The sequence below is a fragment of the Pseudomonas sp. OVF7 genome (assembly GCF_030644265.1).
In the GTDB taxonomy this organism is placed as follows: domain Bacteria; phylum Pseudomonadota; class Gammaproteobacteria; order Pseudomonadales; family Pseudomonadaceae; genus Aquipseudomonas; species Aquipseudomonas gorinensis.
Map to the genome: position 1 here is coordinate 2,263,199 of NZ_CP128996.1, position 21,519 is coordinate 2,284,717.

The following is a 21,519-nucleotide window of genomic DNA, read 5'->3' on the forward strand; positions in this document are numbered from 1 at the left end:
GTTGCGTCAGCGGACTATCTTGTCGATCTGGATCCCGAGTTTCTTCAACCGATACCAGAAGCTGCGCTCGGAAATCCCGATCTTCGCCGCCGCCGCAGCCTGCACGCCATGGCACTCGTGCAACGCCGCAAGAATGTAGGCTTTCTCGACCTCGGCCAGCGCCGCATCCAGGTCCTGGGGAATGCCCGGCCCGTCGCTGAGGATCGCCGTCACACCGCCCTCGCTTGGCTTGGACGCAAACAGATAACCCGGCAGGTCGATATCCTCGATCACCGGCTTTGCGGCCACGATAGTCGCCCGCTCAACGCAGTTCTGCAGCTCACGGATATTGCCCGGCCAGTGATACGCCGCCATGGCCTGCAACGCTTCGGCGCTGAAGCCGGTGATGCGTTTGCCGGCGGTGGCGCTGAGGGTCTGGGCGAAATGCCGGGCCAGGGGTGCGATATCTTCCACACGTTCACGCAGGGCCGGCAGCGGGATCGGAAACACATTGAGACGGTAATACAGGTCTTCGCGAAACTCTTTGTTGGCCACCGCCTCCAGCAAGTTCTTGTTGGTGGCCGCGATCACACGCACGTCCACCTTGCGCTCGCGGGGGTCACCCACCGGTTCGATCACCCGCTCCTGCAAGGCGCGCAGGATCTTGGCTTGCAACGCCAGGGGCATATCGCCCACTTCGTCGAGAAACAGCGTGCCCTTGTCGGCCTGCATAAAGCGCCCTACCCGATCAGACACGGCGCCGGTAAAGGCGCCCTTGCGATGACCGAACATTTCGCTTTCCAGCAGCCCTTCGGGGATCGCCGCGCAATTGACCGCCACGAAAGGCTTGTCGGCACGGCTGCCGTGCTTGTGGATGGCGCGGGCGACCATCTCCTTGCCGGTGCCGCTTTCGCCGGTCAGCAGGATGGTTGCGGTACTGTCACGCACCGAGTCCACGGCGTGCAGTACCTTGCGAAACGCCGGGCTATCGCCCACCAGGCTGTCGAACTGCGCGTGTTCATCCAGTTCGGCACGCATGCGCGCGTTGTCGCGCATGATGTCGCGAAATTGCAGGGCTTTGGCCACGGTGATGTCCAGCTCGTCGATATCGAACGGCTTGGCGATGTAGTCGTAGGCGCCGTTGCGCATCGACTGCACGGCATTTTTTACCGTGCTGTAGGCGGTCATCACGATCACCGGTACCTGGGGAAATCGCACCTTGATTTCGGCCAGCAGCGCCGGCCCGTCCATGCCGGGCATGCGCCAGTCACTGATCACCAGGTCGATGTCTTCCTGCTCCAGCACTTTGAGCGCATGCAGGCCGTTGCCCGCGGTGAACACCTGGATGCCGTTCTGGCCCAGGGCGGAGGACAGCAAGTCACAGAGCTTGGGCTCGTCGTCGACCACCAATACGTTATGCGTCATGACTTTCCTCATCATCAGCGTCGTCTTCACCATGAGCCGGAATGTACAGGCTGAAGGTGGCGCCCGCATCGTTCTCACTGACACATTCGATGCTGCCGTCATGACTTTCCATGATCGAATAGACTTTAGCCAGGCCCAGGCCGGTGCCGGATGCCTTGGTGGTGACGAATGGCGTGAAGATGCGCTCGATCATATCCGCCGCAATGCCCTGCCCGGTGTCGGCGATGCTGATGACGGTGTTGTCGTTGACCGTGCGAATGCCCAGGGTCAGGCGCCCGCCTTCGGGCATTGCATCGATGGCGTTGAGGATCAGGTTCAGGCACGCCTGCTTGAGCTGCTTGGCGTCGGCATAGATCGTCGCGCCGGGGGCCTGGTCGTCGATCTGCGCCTGGATGTTGTGGGTCGCCAGCTCCGGGCCGCAGAAGCCGAGGATTTCTTCGACCAATGGGCGCGCCGCCTGCAACACGCGCAAGGGCGGATTGGGTTTGGCGAAGTCGAGGAATTCGGTGATCAGGTCGTTGATCCGGCTGACCTCGCTGATCACGTATTCCAAATGGCGCCTGTCGCTTTCCGGCAGGTCGGAGCGACGATGCAGCAACTGGGTGGCGGTCTTGATGATGCCCAGCGGGTTGCGGATTTCATGGGCCAGGCCCATGGCGACCTCGCCCAGGGCATGCAGGCGGTCACGCCGACGCAGCTGGGCCTCGAGGTGATGCAGCTCGCCCAGGCGCTCGGTCATATGGTTGAAGGTGCTGCTCAATTGCGCCAGCTCGTCGCCACCGCTGACCACCACCCGGTGTGTGTAGTTGCCCGAAATCACTGCGCTTACGCCCTGGGACAGGTCACGCAACGGCTGGGTCAGGCGCCGCGACACCAGCACCCCCGCCGCCAGGGACAACGCCGAACTGAGCAGGAAAATCAGCACAAACAGATTGCTCTGGTTCACCAGCCCCACCAGGCTGGTATGCCGCAGCAGGCCACTGAAGATCACCCCTTGCAGCTCGCCATTGTCATTGAATATCGGCCAGTACAACCCGCTGTAGTTATTGGTGAACTGCTCGCTGGGCTGGCGGGTGCTGCGCAATGCGGCCTCGACACTCTTCGGAATGCGCGAGGGGTGATCCTGAAAGCGCTGGGTCGAGAAGATTTCCGTAAAGCCGCCCGGATTGGCCAGGTACAAACGCAGGTCGAGGGAATGCACGTCGGCCACGCTGGTCAGGAAGCTGCTGTCCAGGTAGGTCGCCACCAGCAACACATAGTCGACATCGTCCCGGGTGGTCTCGAAGGTCGAGACCACGATACCGGTACTCACCCCCGCCACTTGCACGGTCTGCAACACCGCGTTGCTGGTCAGGCTGATCTGCTTGACGATGTCGTCGGAGGCGGTGCTGAACACCAGCTTGTGGTCGCTGGTGCGAATCAGCGCCACCACGTCGATATCCGTCGCCTGGGCGATATCGGCGGTCAGCCGGTCGTGCTTGGCTGCCTGCCGGCTGGAGGGCGGGCTGGTGTAGCGCAGGAACAATTTAGCCATGCGCGCGTTGTCATGCAGGATGTCACCGATCTCGTCCTTGACGATCTTGGTCGACTCCTGCAGCCAGATGCGCACGTTGCTGTCGAAAATCTGCGACAACGTGGTGGCAGCCAGCTCGGCGGCGATCATGGTCGGGATGACGCTGACCAACCAGAACGCCAGCACCAGCTTGCGCTGGACGCTCCAGCGCGAAATGGCAAAGGGACGGGCTTTCTGGCGGGTCTTGGTGATCATCAGGTTTCGCTTATCGCAGCAGCCATGGCAGGGTCGGAACGATCCGGTCGGATAAAAATCTTCACTACTTTGAGCAGGGTGTTCACCAGCCGATTGCGGTGGCGGAAGAACAGGCTGTTGCCTTCGAACTCGCACCCCAGGCGCAGCTTACTGGCATACCCGGCCTGGCCGCACTCATACACTGCAATATTGTGCTGGATACAGTAATCGACATTGGTCAGCCAACTGCGGAAGTACAGGTTGTAGTCACGGGTGTACTCGACGTCGTGCCCGAAGAACTTATCGACCAACCGATGCTGGTCTACCAGGATCAGGTTGAACGCCACCAACCGCGCGTCCACCCAGTAAAGTACACAGACCGCACGCTCTCCAAGGCGTTCGAGCACGCCGGTGAAGTAGCCGGCGGGCAGGCGCTCGAACTGCAGGTCGGCGCGGGTCAGCGTGGCCTCGTACAGGCGCATGACCTCGGGCAGCACGTCGTCGATATTGCGCCGCCACTCGACACGTGGGCCCGGTGCGCGCAGTTTGCGGCGCAGGTCCTTGCGCGTGGACTTGCCCAGCGACCCCAGGTAGGCGTCCACCGAGCCATAGGGCAGCGGCAATACCCCGGTGGGCAGGCTCGGCATGCTCTGGAAACCCGCCGCCCGGCAGCTGTCGGCCCAGTGCGGATCACGGGTCGGCGCATCCTTGACCGCCACCAGGCCGATACCGAACGCATCGGCATCCTGGCGGGCGGCCTGGAGCAAATGCTGGAGCAACAGCGGGCGTCGCCCCTGCGGCACGTCACTGGCAAACCCGGCGTCGCAACGCTCGGCCACCGGCGAGCCAATGGCATACAGGCCCAATTGCAAAACACCCGGCCACAGTCGCTCCAGACGCTCGGTCAAGCGCTTGCCGGCGCCCGACACCGTGGTGTCGAGCCGATAATGGGTGATGAACGCGGCGGCCACAGCCACCAGCGTGCCGTTTTCAAAAACCGCCAGGTAGCGCCATTGAAAATCGGCGATGGCGGCGTGTTCCACCGCGACGTAATAGTCCCAGTCCTCCAGCGCACCGGGAAAGCAGTCGTTCCAGGCACTGCGCGGGATGGCCCGGACGGTCGGGAAAGCTTGGGTGGTGATCACATCATTTCCCTTGTTATGGCCTGTGCCAAGCGGACGCGTTGTGGCTATGGTGATCAGGCTTGTTGTGGCGAGCGGGCTTGCCCTAATGCCGTTCAGTTAAGGTTTTTTTGTAGGAGCGAGGGGGACGCCTAGTTCTTGCTCGCGAAGAACTCACAGACGCCGCGTTCATTCAGGAAACACGCGTTATCGTTGACGTTTTTCGCGAGCAAGAACTAGGCGTCCCCCTCGCTCCTACAGAAGGCGATGTCCGCTTAACTGAACGGCATGAGGGCAAACAACCCCGTTAGCCACAAGCAGCCAGCTCACCACAACCCGCCAGCTCGCTGGAGAGTGCGGAGTGTCGCTCGACAAACTCCGTACTCAACTCGATCACGCGGCGGTATTGCAGGTCGACGGTGATCATGTGGTAGCAGTTGTCCAGCAGGATCTTGGTCACCGGCCCGCCGAGGTGGCGTTCCACGTAGTCAGCGTTCCAGCGGCTGGTGATGTCGTCCTCGATGGAATGCAACACCAGCGCCGGCACCTTGACCTCGGGCATGCGCTTCTTGACCACGGCGTTCATACGGTGCAACTCGCGCACCGTGATGCCTTCCATGGTCAACAAACCGGCTTCGCTGCTCTCCCCTTCCTTCATCTGCCGCTCGACAATCGCCCGCAGGCGTTCGTTCTTGATGCCATACGGCGGCTTCTCTTCGAAGCGGCAGATATGCACGCCGAACGGAATCTTCATCAGCAACGGCGTGAGGAACGCCAGCTTGTTGATGCTCCAGCCGTCGTACTTCAACGTCGTGGAATACATCAGCAGCCCGGCGACTTGCCCAGAGTGTTCGGCGGCGACGTACATCGACATCACCGCCCCCATGGACAAGCCACCGACAAACACCTGTGCATGGCGCTGCTTGACCTGGGCGAAGGTCTTGCGCACACCTTCGTACCAGTCCAGCCAGCCGGTAGCCTGCAGGTCGCTGTTGTCACCGCAGTGCCCGGCCAGGGTGGGCACGTACACCGTGCAATTGCCCACCTTGGCCAGGCCCTTGGCGACCTGGCGCAGTTCCGTCGGAGTGCCGGTCAGGCCGTGGATCAACAGGATCCCGACCGGACCTTCACCGAGAACGAAGCCGGCATCACCTTCACCGAGGTCGATCTCTGCCGGTTTCACCGTTTGGTCGCCCGCACCAGCAGTTGCTCGAGCAGCTTCAGGCCCAGCTCGATTTCCGGGTAGCTGATTTCCAGGGACGGTGCCAGGGTGATCACGTTCTTGTAGTAGCCGCCCACATCGAGGATCAGGCCCAGCTTGCGGCCGTCTACCACCATGTCGCCTTTCATGCCTTCCTCGACCATGTAGTCCAGGGTCGCCTTGTCTGGCGTGAAGCCATCCGGGCCGCAGATTTCGCAGCGCAGGGCCAGGCCCAGGCCGTCGACGTCGCCGATGATCGGGAAACGTTTCTGCAAGTCCTGCAGGCCTTCCAGGAAGTATTTGCCCTTGGCCATGACCATCGCGCCGTAGTCGACTTCGTTGGTCATCTTGAACATTTCCAGGCCCACCGCCGTGCCCAATGGGTTGGAGGCGAAGGTGGAGTGGGTCGAACCTGGCGGGAAGACCTTCGGGTTGATCAACTCTTCACGGGCCCAGATACCGCCCAGCGGGTTGAGGCCGTTGGTCAGCGCCTTGCCGAACACGATGATGTCTGGCTTGACGTCGAAGTGCTCGATCGACCACAGCTTGCCGGTGCGATAGAAGCCCATCTGAATTTCATCGGACACCATCAGGATGCCGTGCTGGTCGAGAACCTTCTTCAGCTCGCTGTAGAAGTTCATCGGCGGGATCACATAACCGCCGGTGCCCTGGATCGGCTCGACGTAGAACGCGGCGTATTCACTCTGGCCGACTTTCGGGTCCCACACGCCGTTGTATTCGGTCTCGAACAGGCGGGCGAATTGCTGCACGCAGTGGCTGCCGTATTCTTCCTTGGTCATGCCTTTAGGGCCGCGGAAGTGGTATGGGAACGGGATGAACTGCGCACGCTCGCCGAAGTGGCCGTAGCGACGACGGTAGCGGTAGCTGGAAGTGATCGACGAAGCGCCGAGGGTGCGCCCGTGGTAGCCGCCTTCGAAGGCGAACATCAGGCTCTTGCCGTTGGTGGCGTTACGTACGACCTTCAGGGAGTCTTCGATCGACTGCGAACCGCCGACGTTGAAGTGGACGCGACCGTCGAGGCCGAATTTCTTCTTGGCATCGACCGCGATCATTTCCGACAGCTCGATCTTGCCTTTGTGCAGGTACTGGCTGGCGATTTGCGGCAGGGTGTCGATCTGCTGTTTCAGCGCATTGTTCAGGCGCGGGTTGGCATAACCGAAGTTGACGGCCGAGTACCACATTTGCAGGTCGAGGTAGGCCTGGTCTTCGGTGTCCCACACGTAGGAGCCTTCGCAGCGGCTGAAAATGCGCGGCGGCTCGATGTAGTGGACAGTGTCGCCGTACGAGCAGTACTTGGCTTCTTTATCCAGAAGCACCTGGTCTTCGGCGGTAGCGATACGGATATCAGACATGGTGGAAGAGTTCCTGATTTTCAATAGAGAGGTCAGTCGCAGCAAAGGTGGTGGCGTTGGCGGCAATGCCCTGGGGCAGCCTGGCCAGCAATGCGGTCACTTCGGCGAAGGTGTCGAAGCGCGCGTGGGGAATGTTGTTGGCTTCGCAGTACTGGGCGAGGCTGCCTTTGGCGAAGACGAAATCGGCGGTGGACGCGACGCACATGTCGGACTTGCCATCGCCGATCACCAGCACGCGCTTGTTGCGCGGCGTGGACTTGCACTTGCAGTTGCCCGACGCGGCGCGGCACGCATCGCTGGAATACGGGAAGTCGATGCGCCAGCTGTCCTGGTCGACCTGGCGCAGGCGGTTGGCGAGGATCGGCAGCAGGGTCACGTAGTTGCGCGACAGAATCCGCGCGATACCCTGCTCGATGCCGTCGCTGACCACTTCGACGGAGGCCCCGAGGCCGATGACGTGATCAACGAAATCCGGGAAGTCCGGGTCGATCTCGACGCTGTCGAAATACGCCAGCAGTTCGCTGGGGGTGGCCTTGATCAGCGCCAGTTGGCGGCTCAGGCATTCGCGTGAACCGATATGCCCATCCAACCATTCCTGCTCGATGGTTTCCCATTCGGGACCCGCGAAGCGTTGGAGGACGTTGTCGATGACATCGGTGGGGGTAATGGTCCCGTCGAAGTCACACACGATATGCCAGTGGATCATCTGCCTGTCCTTGAGTTGGAGGGCTTGAAGAAGAGCGCGCTGTGTGCGCTTGCAGAAGGGGTAGAGCAGGGACTGTGCCAACTGGCCTGGGCCCAGCAGGGCTGGGGGTTTGGCGGGTAATTCGGGCGATATGTGTCGCAGGAGCTACAATTTTTGTAGCTTGCTACAAACAAGATGAGTGCTTGCGCCAGGCCCCCCCTTCGCGCGTTCATGCGCGCATGGCCAGATAAGGAAACGCTCCATGTTCAAGGTTACTTCTGCTGTATTCGCCGGTTTATTGGGACTCTGGGGCTTTTCCAGCGCAGCCCTGGCAGAAGGCATCACCGGCGAAGTCGGCGCAGGTATCGCTTATCAACCCCATGACCCGACCGGCAGTCGCTACGAAACGCGGCCCATCCCCTACGTGGACCTCGACTGGGGCAGCGTCAGCCTGGGCACCGACGACGGCCTGACCTGGAGCGCCCTCAATACCAACGGTTTTACCGCCGGCCCCTATATCAATTACCTGCAGGGGCGTACGGCCAACGGCTCACTGCGCGGCCTGCGCAATGTCTCGGACATGGCCGAAATCGGTGGCTTTGTTCAATACGCCCCGGTCGATTTCTGGCGTGTGTATGCCCAGGTGGGCCAGGCCGTTGGCGGCGGGCATGATCAAAGTGGCGTACTGGGTAAGCTCGGCGGTGAGTTGGGTTACCCACTGGGCAGCGGGATTATTGGCAGCACCGGCCTGATGGCGCACTTTGCCGACGCCCGCCAGACCCAGACCTATTTCGGCGTGGACGCCAACGAATCCGCGGCCTCCGGCATTCGCGCCTACAACGCCAGCGCGGGCTTCCAGAACATGACGCTGACCCAGAGTTTTGAATTCCCCCTGGCGTCCCACTGGTCGCTGCTGACCAGCGCCAGTTGGGTGCACCTGGTGGGCTCGGCGGCCAATAGCACTATCGTCAAGGCGACCGGGGACGTGAACCAGGGCCAGGTACAGACAGCCATCAGCTACAAGTTCGACTAATAAGCACACACCTTCTTACAAACTGGTCTGAGCCTTGCAATGACGCCCCGGAATTCATTTCTTCAGGACGCTATTCATGGCTCGCCCCGCTTACCGCCTGCTGCACCACTCGCTCTGGGACCTGGTCCCCATCACGATGGGCCTGGCCCATTTCGTTTTTGTCATCTGGCTGGTAACCGCCTTTCATAGCCTGAGCGGGTGGGCCCTGTTGCCCCTGGCGCTGCTCTACGCGGTGAGCCTGTCGTGGAGCATCAACAGCATCTCGCACAACCAGATCCACAACGCCTACTTCAGCCATCGCGCGATGAACCGCGCCTTCGACCTGTTGCTGTCGGTGACCATCGGCTTTTCCCAGACGCTCTACCGCGATATCCACAACCGCCATCATCGCGGTAACGCCGATCTGCCGGGGCCGGATGGGCACACCATCGACCCCCTGTCGATCTACCAGCGCGGCAAGGATGGGCAGCCGGAGAATCCCTGGGCCTATACCTTCCTCAGTTTCTTCCGTGACGACCCCAAGCCGTTCTACGACGAAATGAAGCGCAAGCGCCCGGCGGATGCGCGTTGGGTCAAGGTCGAGATCGGCGTGACAGTGGCGTTCTACATCGCCCTGGCGTTCTACAACTGGCAGGCGGTGTTGTGGTTATTGCCGTTCTGGTACCTCGGCCAGTGCCTGTCATCGCTCAATGGCTACTATGAGCACTTCGGCGGCAACCCGGACCTGCCGATCGCTTGGGGCGTGAGTTCCTATAGCCGGTTGTACAACCTGATCTGGATGAACAACGGCTACCACGCCGAACACCACTACCGGCCCAAGATGCACTGGACCAAGATGAAGGCGTTTCATCGGGAGATTGCCGAGCAACAGCGTGCGGCGGGGGTCAAGTCGATTCCAGTGTCACACGGCCTGGGCTTTTTGGTTGCACACCGCAAACCCTGACCTCCCTCCCGTAGCAGCTGTGTGACCCAGCTGCTACGGGAAGGGCGATTTCAGTTTTCTTCGCCCTCGGCCAGCAGGGCGATCCCGCCGATAATCACCGCGACCCCCACCCAATGCAGCAGGCTGATGTGTTCCCCCAGCCCCAGCCACGAACCGAGCAGCACCACCACAAACACCAACGAACTCAGGGGGAACGCCAGGGACAGGCTGCTGCGCCGCAGAATCAGCATCCACACGAAAAACGCCCCGATGTAACTGGCGATCGCTGCCAGAATCCCTGGGTTGCGCGCCACCTCGGACAACCACTGCCAGTTGAAATCCATCTGGCCCAGTTGGTTGCCAGCCACCTTGGTAAACAACTGCCCGGCGCTTTCGGTACAAATCAGCAAGGCCCACAGCACCACGGTGCCGAGGCGCCCGTGCAACCAGCCACTTGGGCGCGCTACCACAACATCCTGCGTATTCATGCCTGACTCCCAATCGCCACCAACATCACCCCCAGGGTAATCACCAGGGTTCCCAGCCAACGGCGCCGGCTGACGGTTTCCTTGAGCACCAGCTTGCCTGCCAGCACCACCCCGCAATAAGCCAGCGCCGCCGCCGGGAACAACAGGCTCAACGGCGCACGGGACAAGGCTTCCAGCCAGACGAAGAACTCGATGGCATAGGCGCCGATCCCGGCCCACAGCAACGGCGCATTGAACACCTGGCCCCAGAAGGCATTCAGGCGAAACTCACCCTCCAGCGCTGGCAGGCGGTCCAGGCCAATCTTGAAACACAGTTGGCCGATCACATCGAGCACGATGGAAAAGGCCACCAGCAACACCACGGTCAGGGTCACGGGAACAGCTCCTCAAACAGGTTGATCAGGGCTTCGTTGGTGGCAGCGTTGCGCTGCAAATCCTCCGCGCTCCAACGCTCCGGCGGTGGCTGGTCGGACTTGGCCTCCCAACGCTTGAACGCGTTACTGAACACCGGCGTGGCGAACTCGCCGCACACGTCGATGCCGATGATCCGCTTGCGCGCCGCCAGGGCCCGCAGCGCCTGGAGCAGGTGGGTCAGGCGCATGCCGCCCTGGTCCCAGTTGGTGGCTGCGTCTTCACTGGCCAGCACATCTTTGTCGATGGTGATCCAGATCGCCTCGGTGGGCAGACTGGTGATCATCTGGTCCAGAAAGGCCGCCCAGTCGAGCTCCGCCAGGTTGCGCCAGTGCAGGTAGTTTTCCTGCTGCTGGTGGCCAGCACCATCGCCCACCCGGCCCCAGACCTTCGATGGCGGGTGCTGCCACGGAAACAGCTGCAATTTCCCGCGCTTGAGGGCGCCAAGGTTGCCACCGCGCAGTTGCGGGTTATGCAGGTCGTCGCTGCACGGGCCGAGGGTCACGATACGTTGGATCGCCGGCATTTTCAGCGCACGGTTGACCCACGAACCACAGTGCCGCTTGGGTGCCAGGCGCACCCAGTCGGGGTGGTTGTCGAAGTGGATCAGGCTGACAGGTTCTTTCAAATCCGCGAGGAATGCCGGCGTGAGGTGGTGATAATCGCCGGAGCCGACAAATAGAATTTCCGGCCGCGCATTGGTGGGCCGCGGCCGGTGGGCCAGGCGTTCGGCGAAGCGCTTCCAGGTTTTTTCGGTGGACCACAGGCGTAATTTAGGGCCCAGGTCCAGCAAGTCGATACGGTTGGCGCGGCCACTGGCCAAACGTTGGGCAATCGGCGCCTGACCGGTGAGGCTGTGGTCGAGGTCAAGAATATTCAAGGTAGTGTTTCACCCCTAATGGCAGCGCCCAACCGGATACCGGCTGGGCTTTAGGGGGTCAATGCAAGGGGCGGGCCAGCGGGTGAACGAGCGAAGGCTTGAAGCCTGCGCAGAACTGATGTGGGAGGGGGCTTGCCCCGATGGCGGCCTCATCGGGGCATAAGTATCTACACAACTTTTTTCAGCGGTCTGTGGCGAGGGAGCTTGGTCCCGTGGCGGCCTTCGGGCCGACCATGTGGTTGGATTTGACCGAGTACATATCCGTTGCTGCGGTAACGGCGGCTGGCGGTTCCGCTCTTACAGCGGGTCACTTTTGGAAGAGCGCTGTATGGACCGGACACATGGTGGACACATGTGCGGGGACATGGTTGACACATTATGGACCATAGTCAGGTTTGCTCACGTCGATCGTTCGTAGGAAGTGATGGCAGAAAAACACGTCAAACAGTCCATCACCTTCAGTGTTGGGCCGTATTGCGATGTGATGCCCAGCCAAACCTTTGGCGATGCTGAAGTAGCGTTTCTGAAAACGAAAACGGCTGTGATAAGTCTTGGCTAATACGTCGTCCGGTCCGTACTCAAAGGTTGGTAACTGTTGCGGATAAGCCCATGGGCTGGCTCTATACCGGTCCATAGGCACCTTGTAGTCCAGCGCCTGATGGGGCCGTTGCAGGTTATAAACATCACGCCACCGATCAAATGCTGCTTGAGCTTCCTTGAGCGTGGAAAACTGACGCCCTTCAAGTACTTCGGCCTTGAGTGAGCGATGGAAACGCTCAATCTTTCCATTGGTTTGTGGGTGGTAAGGGCGGCTGAAACTGATCCGAATACCCAGACGAATCAACCAGATACTCAGCTCTGTGATTTCACCAGGGTTACGTGGAGAGCCCCAAGGCGGTCCGTTATCAACGTTGATGCGAGCCGGTAATCCGAAGCGCTGGAATACCTCGGTCAACCTTTCTTTCACCGTGGCTCCACGCTCGTTATCACAAGCTTGAATAGCCAAACTGAAACGTGAATGGTCGTCCAGTAAAGTCAGGGGATGGCATCTGCCTTCTTGCGTCGGGAAATGCCCTTTGAAATCCATCTGCCAAAGATTGTTGGGCGCCTCGTGTTCAAACCTCAGCTTTGCCTCTTGCTCCTTCGTAGTCGGCTGAATCAGCCCGTGCCGGTGCAGGACATTGGTAACGGTGCTGGGAGCAATCTGCTTTTTCAAGAGGCTGCTGATCGTGCGCCCACCCCATGCTGGATGGTCTTGTCTGAGCGCTATGACCTGCGCTTCCAGGGCCGGCGTGGTCAGCTTGGGGCTGGTAGCCGGTTTTCGGGATTTATCTTGCAGCCCTGAATGGCCGAGCGTCGCGTAGCGGTTAAGCCACTTGTAAGCCGTCTGCGGACTGATACCGAACCGTCGGCATAGTTCTCGTTTGTTGCTGCCGGGTTGCCGTGCTAAGGCAACAAACTCTTCTTTCAGGCTCATGGCATCTCTCGTGTCCCAGGGCATGATGGCTTTCCGGCGAAATTGGCTCGCCGAAAAGTGTCCACCATGTCCCCGCACACCCGTCAACCATGTGTCCGGTCCATACAGAAGAGCGCCAAAAGTAACCAAAAACGCTTCGCCCCAACACTCGGCACCTCGCTTAGGCTCGGTGTGCCCGAACGCAGGCTCTGGAGCGTGGGCCGCCGCGATGGGCCATCCCTGGCCCAGCGCGGCTAACCCGGCGTCCTGCCGGGTTACCCACGCTCCAAAGCCTGCGTTCGGCCAGCGTGTTTGACGGGGCGCCGAAGATCAAAAGCCAAAGCGCGGCGGCCTTAGAGCCGACCGGATTTGTAGCTGGTGTACTCGGTAAAAATGTGGGAGGGGGCTTGCCCCCGATGAGGGAGTGTCAGCCACTTATTTGTTAACTGACCCGGCGCTATCGGGGGCAAGCCCCCTCCCACATTTGGGTCTCCACAGGTCAGATATCTCCATAAGTCAGGTAGACCTCATTCTGCTTTTGCTCTGCTTTTGCTCTGCTTTTGCTCTGCTTTTGCTCTGGCTTTTGATCTTGATCTTAGGCGCCCCGTTAAACCACGCTGGCCGAACGAAGGCTTGAATCCGTGGGTAACCCGGCAGGACGCCGGGTTAGCCGTCCTGGGCCAGGGATGGCCCATGACGGCGGCCCACGGATTCAAGCCGGAGTAAGGGCACACCGAGCCTAGGCGAGGTGCCGAGTGGTGGGGCAAGAGCCCTTTGGTTACTTTGGGGCTCTTTTCCAAAGTGACCCGCCGTAAGGGCGGAACCGCCAGCCGCCGTTACCGCAGCAACGGATATGTACTCGCTAAAACTCCAAAAAAGCGGTCGGCCCGAAGGCCGCCACGGGACCAAGCTCCCTCGCCACAGACCACTGGAAATTGTGTAGATACCCATGCCCCGATAGCAGTGGCACATTCAACATCTTTGGTGGCTGACACTAAGCCATCGGGGGCAAGCCCCCTCCCACATTTGGATCAGGGTTCGACTTCAGTTTTTGGCTTCGTTGATGATCTGGCGAATCGCCCCCACAAAGGCTTCGGCCGGCTGGCCACCGCTGACAGCGTATTGATCGTTGAACACGATGGTCGGCACCGACGTCACGCCACGGGAGATCCACAACTGCTCCTGCTCGCGGACTTCAGCGGCGTATTCGTCGCTGGCGAGAATCTCGGCCGCGCGCTTGAGGTCCAGGCCGACGCTCTCGGCGATGATCGCCAGGGTGGCGTGGTCGGACGGGTCTTGGCCATCGGTGAAATAGGCCTTGAACAACGCTTCCTTGAGGTTGTACTGCAAGCCTTCCAACCCGGCCCAATGCAGCAGGCGATGGGCGTCGAAGGTGTTGTAGATACGGCTCTGGCCGTCGGTACGAAAGGCAAAGCCCAGCGCGGCCCCCATGTCACGGATGCGCTCACGATTGGCCTGGGACTGTTCGGCGGTGGAACCGTATTTCTCGGTGATGTGCTCGACGATGTTCTGCCCCTCGGCGGGCATGTTCGGGTTCAGTTCGAACGGCTGGAAATGGATCTCGGCCTGCACCTCGCTGCCCAGTTGGTCGAGGGCTTCGGTCAGGCCACGCAGGCCGATGATGCACCAGGGGCAGGACACGTCGCTGACGAAATCGATTTTCAGGGGAGTACTCATGGTAGGCAACCTCGCTGGCATTCATGTGCCACAAAAGTTGCACGATACACCAATGTCACAACACCTTCGAAGGCTCGCCCAGGTCAATCTGCGCCCAATGTGCAGCATCTTCGCGATGGGCTTGCAGGTACGGTAGAACCGCCGTCAGCAGCGGCGCCTTGAACGCTTCCTGGAAACGGTGGGCCATGCCGGGAATCAACTTCAATTGGCTGCCCTGGATATGCGCCGCCAGGTGCACGCCGTGCATCACCGGCAGCAACGGGTCGGCGGTGCCGTGGACCACCAGGGTCGGCACGCGTAATTGGTTGAGCAGCGGCACGCGGCTCGGTTCGGCGAGGATCGCCATGATCTGGCGCTTCACGCCTTCCGGGTTGAAGGCGCGGTCGTAGGACAGCGCCGCCTGGTGCAACAACGCCTGGCGATCATCCTTCACGTTCGGGCTGCCCAACGCCGCGAGCAAATCCGCCTGCTGCTCCAGCGCCACTTCACGATTCGGCGCGCTGCGTCGCGACAACAACTGCACCAGCGCTGCATTCGGGGCCGGCAAGCCTTCAGCGCCAGAGCTGGTCATGATCAGCGTCAGGCTTTCCACGCGCTGCGGCGCCATGGCGGCCAGGTGCTGGGCGATCATGCCGCCCATGCTCGCGCCCAGCACATGGAATTGGCGGATCTGCAACGCGTCCATCAAGCCCAGGGCATCGTCGGCCATGTCGGTCAGGGTGTAGGGCGCGGCCACCGGCAGGCCGAGCTTGTAGCGCAGCACTTCGAAGGTCAGGTTGGCGCTGGCCGGTGCCTGGCGCCAGGTGGACAGGCCAACGTCACGGTTGTCGTAGCGAATCACCCGGAAACCTTGCTGGCACAGGGCGACGACCACTTCATCCGGCCAGTGGATCAACTGCCCGCCCAGGCCCATCACCAGCAGCAATGCAGGATCGGACGCACGGCCGATGCTCTGGTAAGCGATGCTCACCTGAGCCAGGTCGACCGTTTGGGTCGGGACATTGACATCACATCGAGAAGCCGCAAAAGACGGCAGGCCGAATAGTAGAGCGGCCAGTAAAAACAACACGCGCATGAAAAACACCGAAACGCAGAACCCCAGTAGAGCGCGAGTCTGATGAAGTTTGTTCAAGCGCGCTGCCACACTTCCATGACAGTTTGATGAAGAGTGCCCGGTGGTCGTGGTCGACAGGCCCGCGAACATGAGACAAACTCACGCTATCGCAACTTGTCACAAACTATCCTCATGGAGAGCCCGTGCTCGAGATCCGTCACCTCAAGACCCTGCACGCCCTGCGCGAAGCCGACAGCCTGGTGGAAGCCGCCGAGCGCCTGCACCTGACGCAATCGGCGCTGTCCCACCAGTTCAAGGAGCTTGAAGAGCGCCTGGGCATGCCGTTGTTCGTGCGCAAGACCAAACCCGTGCGTTTCACCAGCGCCGGCCTGCGTCTGCTGCAACTGGCCGATGCCACCCTGCCCTTGCTGCGGGGTGCCGAGCGCGATATCGCGCGGTTGGTCGGCGGCACCGCCGGGCGCCTGCACATGGCGATCGAGTGCCACAGCTGCTTCCAATGGTTGATGCCGACCATCGACCAGTTCCGTGACGCCTGGCCCGAAGTCGAACTGGACCTGGCCTCGGGGTTTGCCTTCGCCCCCCTGCCGGCCCTGGCTCGCGGCGACCTGGACCTGGTGGTGACCTCTGACCCACTGGAACTGCCGGGCATTACCTATGTGCCGCTGTTCACTTACGAAGCGATGCTCGCCGTGGCCAACCAGCATGCGCTGGCGAACAAAGCCTACATCGTGCCGCAAGACCTGCTCACTGAAACCCTGATCACCTACCCGGTGGAACGTGACCGCCTGGACATCTTCACCCGCTTCCTGGAGCCGGCCGACGTGGAACCGGCCCAGGTGCGGACCTCGGAACTGACGGTGATGATGATGCAACTGGTGGCCAGCGGTCGTGGCGTGTGCGGCATGCCCCATTGGGCGCTGCATGAATACAGCTCGCGCGGTTACGTGAAGGCCAAGCGCCTGGGCGAGAAAGGGCTGTTTGCCACGTTGTATGCGGGGATTCGTGCGGACATGCTGGATGCGCCGTACATGCGCGACTTCCTGCTGACGGCCAAGGACACTTCGTTTTCCACGCTGGACGGGGTCAGCGCGGTGCGCTGAACCCCTCTCCCCGTCAGACAGTACTGGCCAGGGATTCGCGATAAAACGGCAGGATCAGGTCACGGGTCAACGGCGCCAGCGCCAGGCCACCATCACCGGCCGGGTCAATCCAGCGCACCTCTTCGATTTCAGCGGCGGGGCTCACCGGTACATCAATGTGTACCTGGAACAACTCGGCTTGCACGGTGAAACCCGGCTCGTTGGCAGCCGGGGCCGAGAAGCGGCCGAGGTACACGGCCGCGCCGGGGTCAATCTGCAGGTTCAGTTCTTCGTACAGCTCACGGGCCAGGGCTTGGACAGGTTGCTCACCGGCGTCGATCTTGCCGCCGGGTTGCATGAAAGCCTGGGTGCCACGCTTGCGCACCAGCAGGGTTTGGCCGTCGCCGCCGATCAGCAGGGCCGCGGCGATTCGAATCGTAGTGGTCATGTACAGGCTGCCTCGAATGAAAGGGCCGCAAGGATCACAGAAAGCGCCTCAATCGGAAAGCAGCGCACCTTCTTCAGGGTCTTTGATAAACACGGTGTACTTGGCCCCTTCCATCGCTTCAAACGCAATCAGCTTGTCCACCAGCGGCAGGTTCAACACCTTGCCGGCGTTGAGCAGCAACATGCCGTTATCGGCATTGAGATTGCGCGCCAGCACCATGCCTTCGGTCAGTTCGCGGGTGGTCAGCGCCTTCACGCTCGGGTCGCCCAACGTCACGTCGCTGAGGAAGGCAGCGCACGCGTGGATAAAGTCCTCCAGCATGTCCGGGTCGTAGAGTTTGCCGGCATATTTGCGAATAAAGAGCAGCGCTTCATCGCTGTTCATCTGCCGCTCGAGGATCAAGCCCTTTTGTAACTCGATAAAGTCGACGGCCAGTTTCAACAACCGCGACCCCGAGGGGATCTGCTCGCCCTTGAGGTGGTCGGGGAAACCCGTGCCGTCCCAACGCTCCTGGTGATGGCGGATCAAGCGTGCCGCGTCCTTCATCGGCTCCAGGGTCATCAGCAACGACTCGCTCTGGGTCGGATAGGCCCGATAACGCTCGCGATCGGTACTGTGCAGCATGTCCGATGGCGCGACCATCATGCTGTCGCTCCAGCTCAACTTGCCAATGTTGTAGAGCGCGGCGGCCATGGCCAGGTCGCGGGCACTGGCTTCGTCGATCGCCTGGGCCCTGCAATACACCCGGATCAATTCGATCAACTGGCGATTGGTCTGCTTCTGCTTGGGTAAGCGCAGGTTGGCCAACAGCGAAAACACCTCGGTGCCGGTCACATAGCTGCGCTTGAGCTCGTCGTAGGCCAGGTCGAGCATGTCGGCGGTCTGTTGCAACTCGGCGGTGCGCGCCGCCACGCGTTTTTCCAGGGTGGCATTGAGCACTTTCAATTGCTCGTTCTGGTCGCGGGTCAGGCGCTCCAGGCGCTGGTGCTCAACGCACTGGCGCAGGGTCAACTGCAACTCATCGTCATTCCAGGGCTTGCTGATATAGCGATCGATCTGCCCATCGTTAATCGCCTTGACGATGGTCGGCAGGTCAGCGTAGCCCGTCAGCAGGATGCGACCGGTCGACGGGTACAACTGATGGACCCTGGCCAGCAGCTCGGCCCCATTCATGCCCGGCATGCGTGCATCGCTCATCACCAGGTCGATGGGATGGGCCGCCATGATGTCCAGGGCCTGGGCGCCGCTGGTTGCCAGCATGACCTCGTAGGGTTGACCGCGCAGGAGGCGACGCAGGCTGTTGAGGATCGATTCTTCGTCGTCAACCAGCAGAATGGTGGGTTTATAGGGCGATGTCGTAGCGAGTTGTGCGTCCATGGCGACTCTGCCTTCGAATAAAACAAAATTGAGCGAACTTGAACCCTTATGTCACACCTTGACCCGTCACCGGAAGCCAGGTCGACTGGCGTTGCCTATCGTGCAGCAGGAACCGGGGTGATTTGACGCCAACTGGCCATCAAATTCAAGCGCGCTCGACTATGCTGTCACCGAAGGCCAACACTGTGCTTAAACGTAGTCTCAGGGAAGGGGTCGTTATGTCGTCGAGTCGTTTGCAGTTGGGGAGTGCGCCATGAGCCCGGATTCAGGACGGGCCAACCGTCGCATTCTGATCGTCGATGACTCGGCCTCGATCCATGAGGACTTCCGCAAGATCCTGTGTGCCGATCCAAACGGCGAGCCGTCCATGGACAGCCTCGAGGAAACCCTGTTCGGCACCGCGCCAGTGCTGCGCCAGGCCTTCGAGCTGGACTCCGCCTACCAGGGCCAGGAGGCGCTTGCCCTGGTCAACCAAGCCCTGGCGCCGACGCCCCGTATGCCATGGTGTTCATCGACATGCGCATGCCGCCTGGCTGGGATGGCCTGCAAACCATTGAACAACTGTGGAACGTCGACCCCCACCTGCAAATTGCCCTGTGTACGGCTTATTCCGACTATTCCTTTGAAGCGATCGAAGCGCGGTTGAAGTACAACGACCAACTGTTGATCCTGAAAAAGCCGTTCGACCACCTGGAAATACGCCAGATGGCCAGCGCTCTCACCTGGAAATGGCAGCTCGCCCAGGACGTCGCACTCAAGGTCATTGGCCTGGAGCGCACCATTGAAGAACGGGTGCAGGAACTGCTGAAGGTGTCGCACCTGCTGCAATACGACGCGCTGACCGAGTTGCCCAACAGCACACTGCTGGGCGACCGATTGACCCAGGCCATTGCCCTCGGCAGGCGTCACGACACTCAACTGGCCGTCATCTTCATTGGCCTGGACCGGTTCAAGCGCATCAACAACGCCCTGGGTTATCCCGTGGGTGACGAGGTGCTCAAGCATGTCAGCCAAAGCCTGGTGGCAGCGGTGCGTGAGTCGGATTCGGTGTTCCGGTATGGCTCCGACGAGTTCGTCATCGTGCTCAACGATATTCAGCACCCTCGGCAAACCCAGCACGTCGCACAAAAATTGCTCAAGGCGATCAACATCACCCGGCATATCGCGAGCCATGACCTGAGCGTCACTGCGAGCCTGGGCATCAGCATTTATCCCAATGACAGCGGTACGGCGGTCGAGCTGATCAAGCACGCGGAAACCGCCATGCACGCCAGCAAGGAACATGGCCCGGACGACTTCAGGTTTTATACCGAGGACATGAACCTGCGCGCCCGGCACCAGCAAGACCTGGAAAGCGCGATGCACCAGGCGTTGGAACGCGATGAGTTTGTGCTGCACTACCAACCCAAGCTGGATTTGACATCCGGCCGCATCGTCGGGGCCGAGGCACTCTTACGCTGGTTTCAACCGCAATCGGGTTGGATCGGCCCAGCCGATTTCATACCCGTTGCCGAAGACAGTGGCCTGATCATCCCCCTCACCCAATGGGTGTTGCGCCAAGCCTGCACGCAAGCACAGGCCTGGCGCTCGATGGGCCAGTTTCCCCTGTGCATCTCTGTGAACATCTCGGCCCTCGACTTCCGCCAGCGGGATTTTGTCGCTAACCTGGCCGCCATCCTCGAACAGACCGGCCTGCCGCCCGCCCAGCTGGAGCTGGAGATCACCGAAAGCGTGCTGATGCAGAATGTCGACGACACCGTCGAAACCCTGCAGAAAATCAAGGCCATGGGGGTGCGCCTGGCGCTGGATGATTTCGGCACCGGTTACTGCAGCCTCAGCTACCTGCGCCGTTTCCCCATCGATGTGCTGAAGATCGATCAATCATTCGTGCACGGCTTGACTGTAAACAGCCGGGACAAACAGCTGATCAGCGCTATCATCGCCCTGGGCAAGAGCCTGGAGTTGAACATCATCGCCGAAGGGGTGGAAACCATCGAACAGTTGAATGTCCTCAAGGCGCTCCAATGTGAAGAGGGCCAGGGGTATCTGTTCAGCCAGGCCCTGCCCGCGAAGGACTTTGCCCAGTTGCTGCGGGTGGGTTGCGACTCGCTGATGCCCCGTCAATAGCCCCGTGCCTGCAAGGAGTGCTCGCTTGAGCGAAGTTCCAATTTACCGTCTTGGCCTCCTGCTCACGTTATGGATGGGCGCGGGAGCCCCGCTGGTGGCGGCGCCGCTGGACGAAGCGCTCAAACCGTTACCGCCGGTTCCGGAACTCGACCCGGCCAAGGTCGAACTGGGCCGCCAGTTGTTCAACGAGCCGCGCCTGTCGGTCAATAACACCCTGTCATGTGCCAGCTGTCATCGCCTGGAATCCGGTGGTGCCGACAACAAGCCGTTCTCCCTGGGCTTCGACGGTAAGCCCGTGGCGATCAACACCCCAACGGTGTTCAACGCCAGCCTGAACTTCAAGCAGTTCTGGAATGGCCGGGTGGACACGCTGGAGGCGCAGATCGAACAAGTGGTCATCAGCCCGGTGGAAATGGGCAACGACTGGAAAACCGTGGTGCAGAACCTCTCCGCCCTGCCCGCCTACCAGGCGGCGTTCAAAGGCGCGTACCCCGATGGCGTGACTGCGGCCAATGTACAAAACGCCCTGGCCACCTACGAGCGAACCCTGCTCACCCCGAATTCGCGCTTTGACCAATACCTGCTGGGCAACACCGAGATCCTGACGATCCAGGAAAAGTACGGCTACCAGCGCTTCAAGGACTACGGCTGCATTGCCTGCCACCAGGGGATCAACATCGGCGGCAATATGTTCCAGAAGTTCGGTGTGATGGGCGACTACTTCAAGGCGCGCGGCAACCCTGTCGAGTCGGACCTGGGGCGCTACCTGTTGACCCAGGATGAAGAGGACCGTCACGTGTTCAAGGTGCCGAGCCTGCGCAATGTCGCGGTCACGGCCCCCTATTTCCACGACGCCTCGGCCAAGACCCTGGAGGAAGCCGTCGACGTGATGTTCAAGTACCAGTTGGGCCGTATCCCGTCCGCGGAGGATAAAGACCTGATCATCCAGTTTCTCAAGACACTGACCGGCGAATGGGCAGGTAAACCGCTATGA

At 60.9% G+C, this 21,519-nt stretch carries 18 protein-coding genes and 1 pseudogene; 5 read left to right on the forward strand and 14 right to left on the reverse strand.

All coding sequences use genetic code 11. The annotated features are described in order from the left end of the window. Nucleotides 1-6: 6 nt before the first annotated feature. The 6 genes from QU606_RS10370 to QU606_RS10395 all read right to left on the reverse strand — a co-directional run bounded on the left by QU606_RS10370 (nt 7) and on the right by QU606_RS10395 (nt 7,552). Nucleotides 7-1,404 (reverse strand): sigma-54 dependent transcriptional regulator, encoded by a 1,398-nt coding sequence (locus tag QU606_RS10370; protein WP_024073696.1) that lies wholly within the window; start codon nt 1,402-1,404, stop codon nt 7-9. Continuing rightward, nucleotides 1,394-3,172 carry an ATP-binding protein gene (locus QU606_RS10375; protein WP_069075349.1) on the reverse strand — a complete coding sequence of 593 codons (1,779 nt, stop codon included), beginning with the start codon at nt 3,170-3,172 and terminating at the stop codon, nt 1,394-1,396. The genes QU606_RS10370 and QU606_RS10375 overlap by 11 nt, the downstream gene beginning before the upstream one ends. After that, a complete protein-coding gene (locus QU606_RS10380; RefSeq protein ID WP_304998361.1) occupies nt 3,172-4,296 on the reverse strand; it encodes a GNAT family N-acetyltransferase in 1,125 nt (374 codons plus the stop codon). Before QU606_RS10380 ends, QU606_RS10375 begins: the two co-directional genes overlap by 1 nt. 283 nt (nt 4,297-4,579) lie before the next feature. Beyond that, a complete protein-coding gene (locus tag QU606_RS10385) occupies nt 4,580-5,455 on the reverse strand; it encodes a carboxylesterase (protein ID WP_304998362.1) in 876 nt (291 codons plus the stop codon). Next, a complete protein-coding gene (locus QU606_RS10390) occupies nt 5,452-6,846 on the reverse strand; it encodes an aspartate aminotransferase family protein (protein ID WP_024073692.1) in 1,395 nt (464 codons plus the stop codon). The genes QU606_RS10385 and QU606_RS10390 overlap by 4 nt, the downstream gene beginning before the upstream one ends. Next, the gene (locus QU606_RS10395; RefSeq protein WP_024073691.1) at nt 6,839-7,552 is read right to left on the reverse strand and encodes an MtnX-like HAD-IB family phosphatase; all 714 of its coding nucleotides are present in this window, start codon (nt 7,550-7,552) and stop codon (nt 6,839-6,841) included. The genes QU606_RS10390 and QU606_RS10395 overlap by 8 nt, the downstream gene beginning before the upstream one ends. A gap of 241 nt (nt 7,553-7,793) precedes the next feature. Between QU606_RS10395 and QU606_RS10400 the strand changes: the two genes are divergently transcribed. Then, on the forward strand, nt 7,794-8,564 hold the full coding sequence (locus QU606_RS10400; RefSeq protein ID WP_024073689.1) for a MipA/OmpV family protein: 771 nt from the start codon (nt 7,794-7,796) through the stop codon (nt 8,562-8,564). Between the two features lie 76 nt (nt 8,565-8,640). After that, nucleotides 8,641-9,507, forward strand: a complete 867-nt coding sequence (locus QU606_RS10405; RefSeq protein ID WP_024073688.1) for a fatty acid desaturase — start codon at nt 8,641-8,643, stop codon at nt 9,505-9,507. A 50-nt stretch (nt 9,508-9,557) separates the two neighbouring features. On the opposite strand, the gene QU606_RS10410 is transcribed toward QU606_RS10405, so the two are convergent. From QU606_RS10410 to QU606_RS10435, 6 genes are all read right to left on the reverse strand, one after another. Then, nucleotides 9,558-9,974 carry an EamA family transporter gene (locus tag QU606_RS10410; RefSeq protein WP_069075347.1) on the reverse strand — a complete coding sequence of 139 codons (417 nt, stop codon included), beginning with the start codon at nt 9,972-9,974 and terminating at the stop codon, nt 9,558-9,560. Then, nucleotides 9,971-10,348: an EamA family transporter gene (locus tag QU606_RS10415; protein ID WP_024073686.1), complete on the reverse strand. Its 378-nt coding sequence runs from the start codon at nt 10,346-10,348 to the stop codon at nt 9,971-9,973. Before QU606_RS10415 ends, QU606_RS10410 begins: the two co-directional genes overlap by 4 nt. After that, entirely contained in the window at nt 10,345-11,265 is a 921-nt protein-coding gene (locus tag QU606_RS10420; protein ID WP_150292744.1) for an arginase family protein, read from the reverse strand. Before QU606_RS10420 ends, QU606_RS10415 begins: the two co-directional genes overlap by 4 nt. A 376-nt stretch (nt 11,266-11,641) precedes the next feature. Beyond that, nucleotides 11,642-12,766: an IS481 family transposase gene (locus QU606_RS10425; protein ID WP_069076169.1), complete on the reverse strand. Its 1,125-nt coding sequence runs from the start codon at nt 12,764-12,766 to the stop codon at nt 11,642-11,644. Nucleotides 12,767-13,765: 999 nt separating this feature from the next. Further along, nucleotides 13,766-14,419 (reverse strand): DsbA family oxidoreductase, encoded by a 654-nt coding sequence (locus QU606_RS10430; protein WP_024073682.1) that lies wholly within the window; start codon nt 14,417-14,419, stop codon nt 13,766-13,768. Between the two features lie 55 nt (nt 14,420-14,474). After that, complete coding sequence (locus QU606_RS10435; protein WP_041160850.1) at nt 14,475-15,494, reverse strand: alpha/beta fold hydrolase; 1,020 nt, start codon at nt 15,492-15,494, stop codon at nt 14,475-14,477. Between the two features lie 182 nt (nt 15,495-15,676). Between QU606_RS10435 and metR the strand changes: the two genes are divergently transcribed. After that, on the forward strand, nt 15,677-16,594 hold the full coding sequence (gene metR, locus QU606_RS10440; RefSeq protein ID WP_024073680.1) for a transcriptional regulator MetR: 918 nt from the start codon (nt 15,677-15,679) through the stop codon (nt 16,592-16,594). 13 nt (nt 16,595-16,607) lie between these two features. Here metR and QU606_RS10445 read toward each other — a convergent pair whose 3' ends face one another. Both QU606_RS10445 and QU606_RS10450 read right to left on the reverse strand, forming a co-directional pair. Next, nucleotides 16,608-17,021 (reverse strand): NUDIX domain-containing protein, encoded by a 414-nt coding sequence (locus tag QU606_RS10445; protein WP_024073679.1) that lies wholly within the window; start codon nt 17,019-17,021, stop codon nt 16,608-16,610. Between the two features lie 48 nt (nt 17,022-17,069). Further along, nucleotides 17,070-18,398 (reverse strand): HD domain-containing phosphohydrolase, encoded by a 1,329-nt coding sequence (locus QU606_RS10450; protein ID WP_069075346.1) that lies wholly within the window; start codon nt 18,396-18,398, stop codon nt 17,070-17,072. Nucleotides 18,399-18,651: 253 nt separating this feature from the next. On the opposite strand from QU606_RS10450, the pseudogene QU606_RS10455 reads away from it, so the two are divergent. Then, a pseudogene (locus tag QU606_RS10455) lies at nt 18,652-20,525 on the forward strand (putative bifunctional diguanylate cyclase/phosphodiesterase). A gap of 73 nt (nt 20,526-20,598) precedes the next feature. After that, nucleotides 20,599-21,519: a cytochrome-c peroxidase gene (locus tag QU606_RS10460; RefSeq protein ID WP_370531111.1), complete on the forward strand. Its 921-nt coding sequence runs from the start codon at nt 20,599-20,601 to the stop codon at nt 21,517-21,519.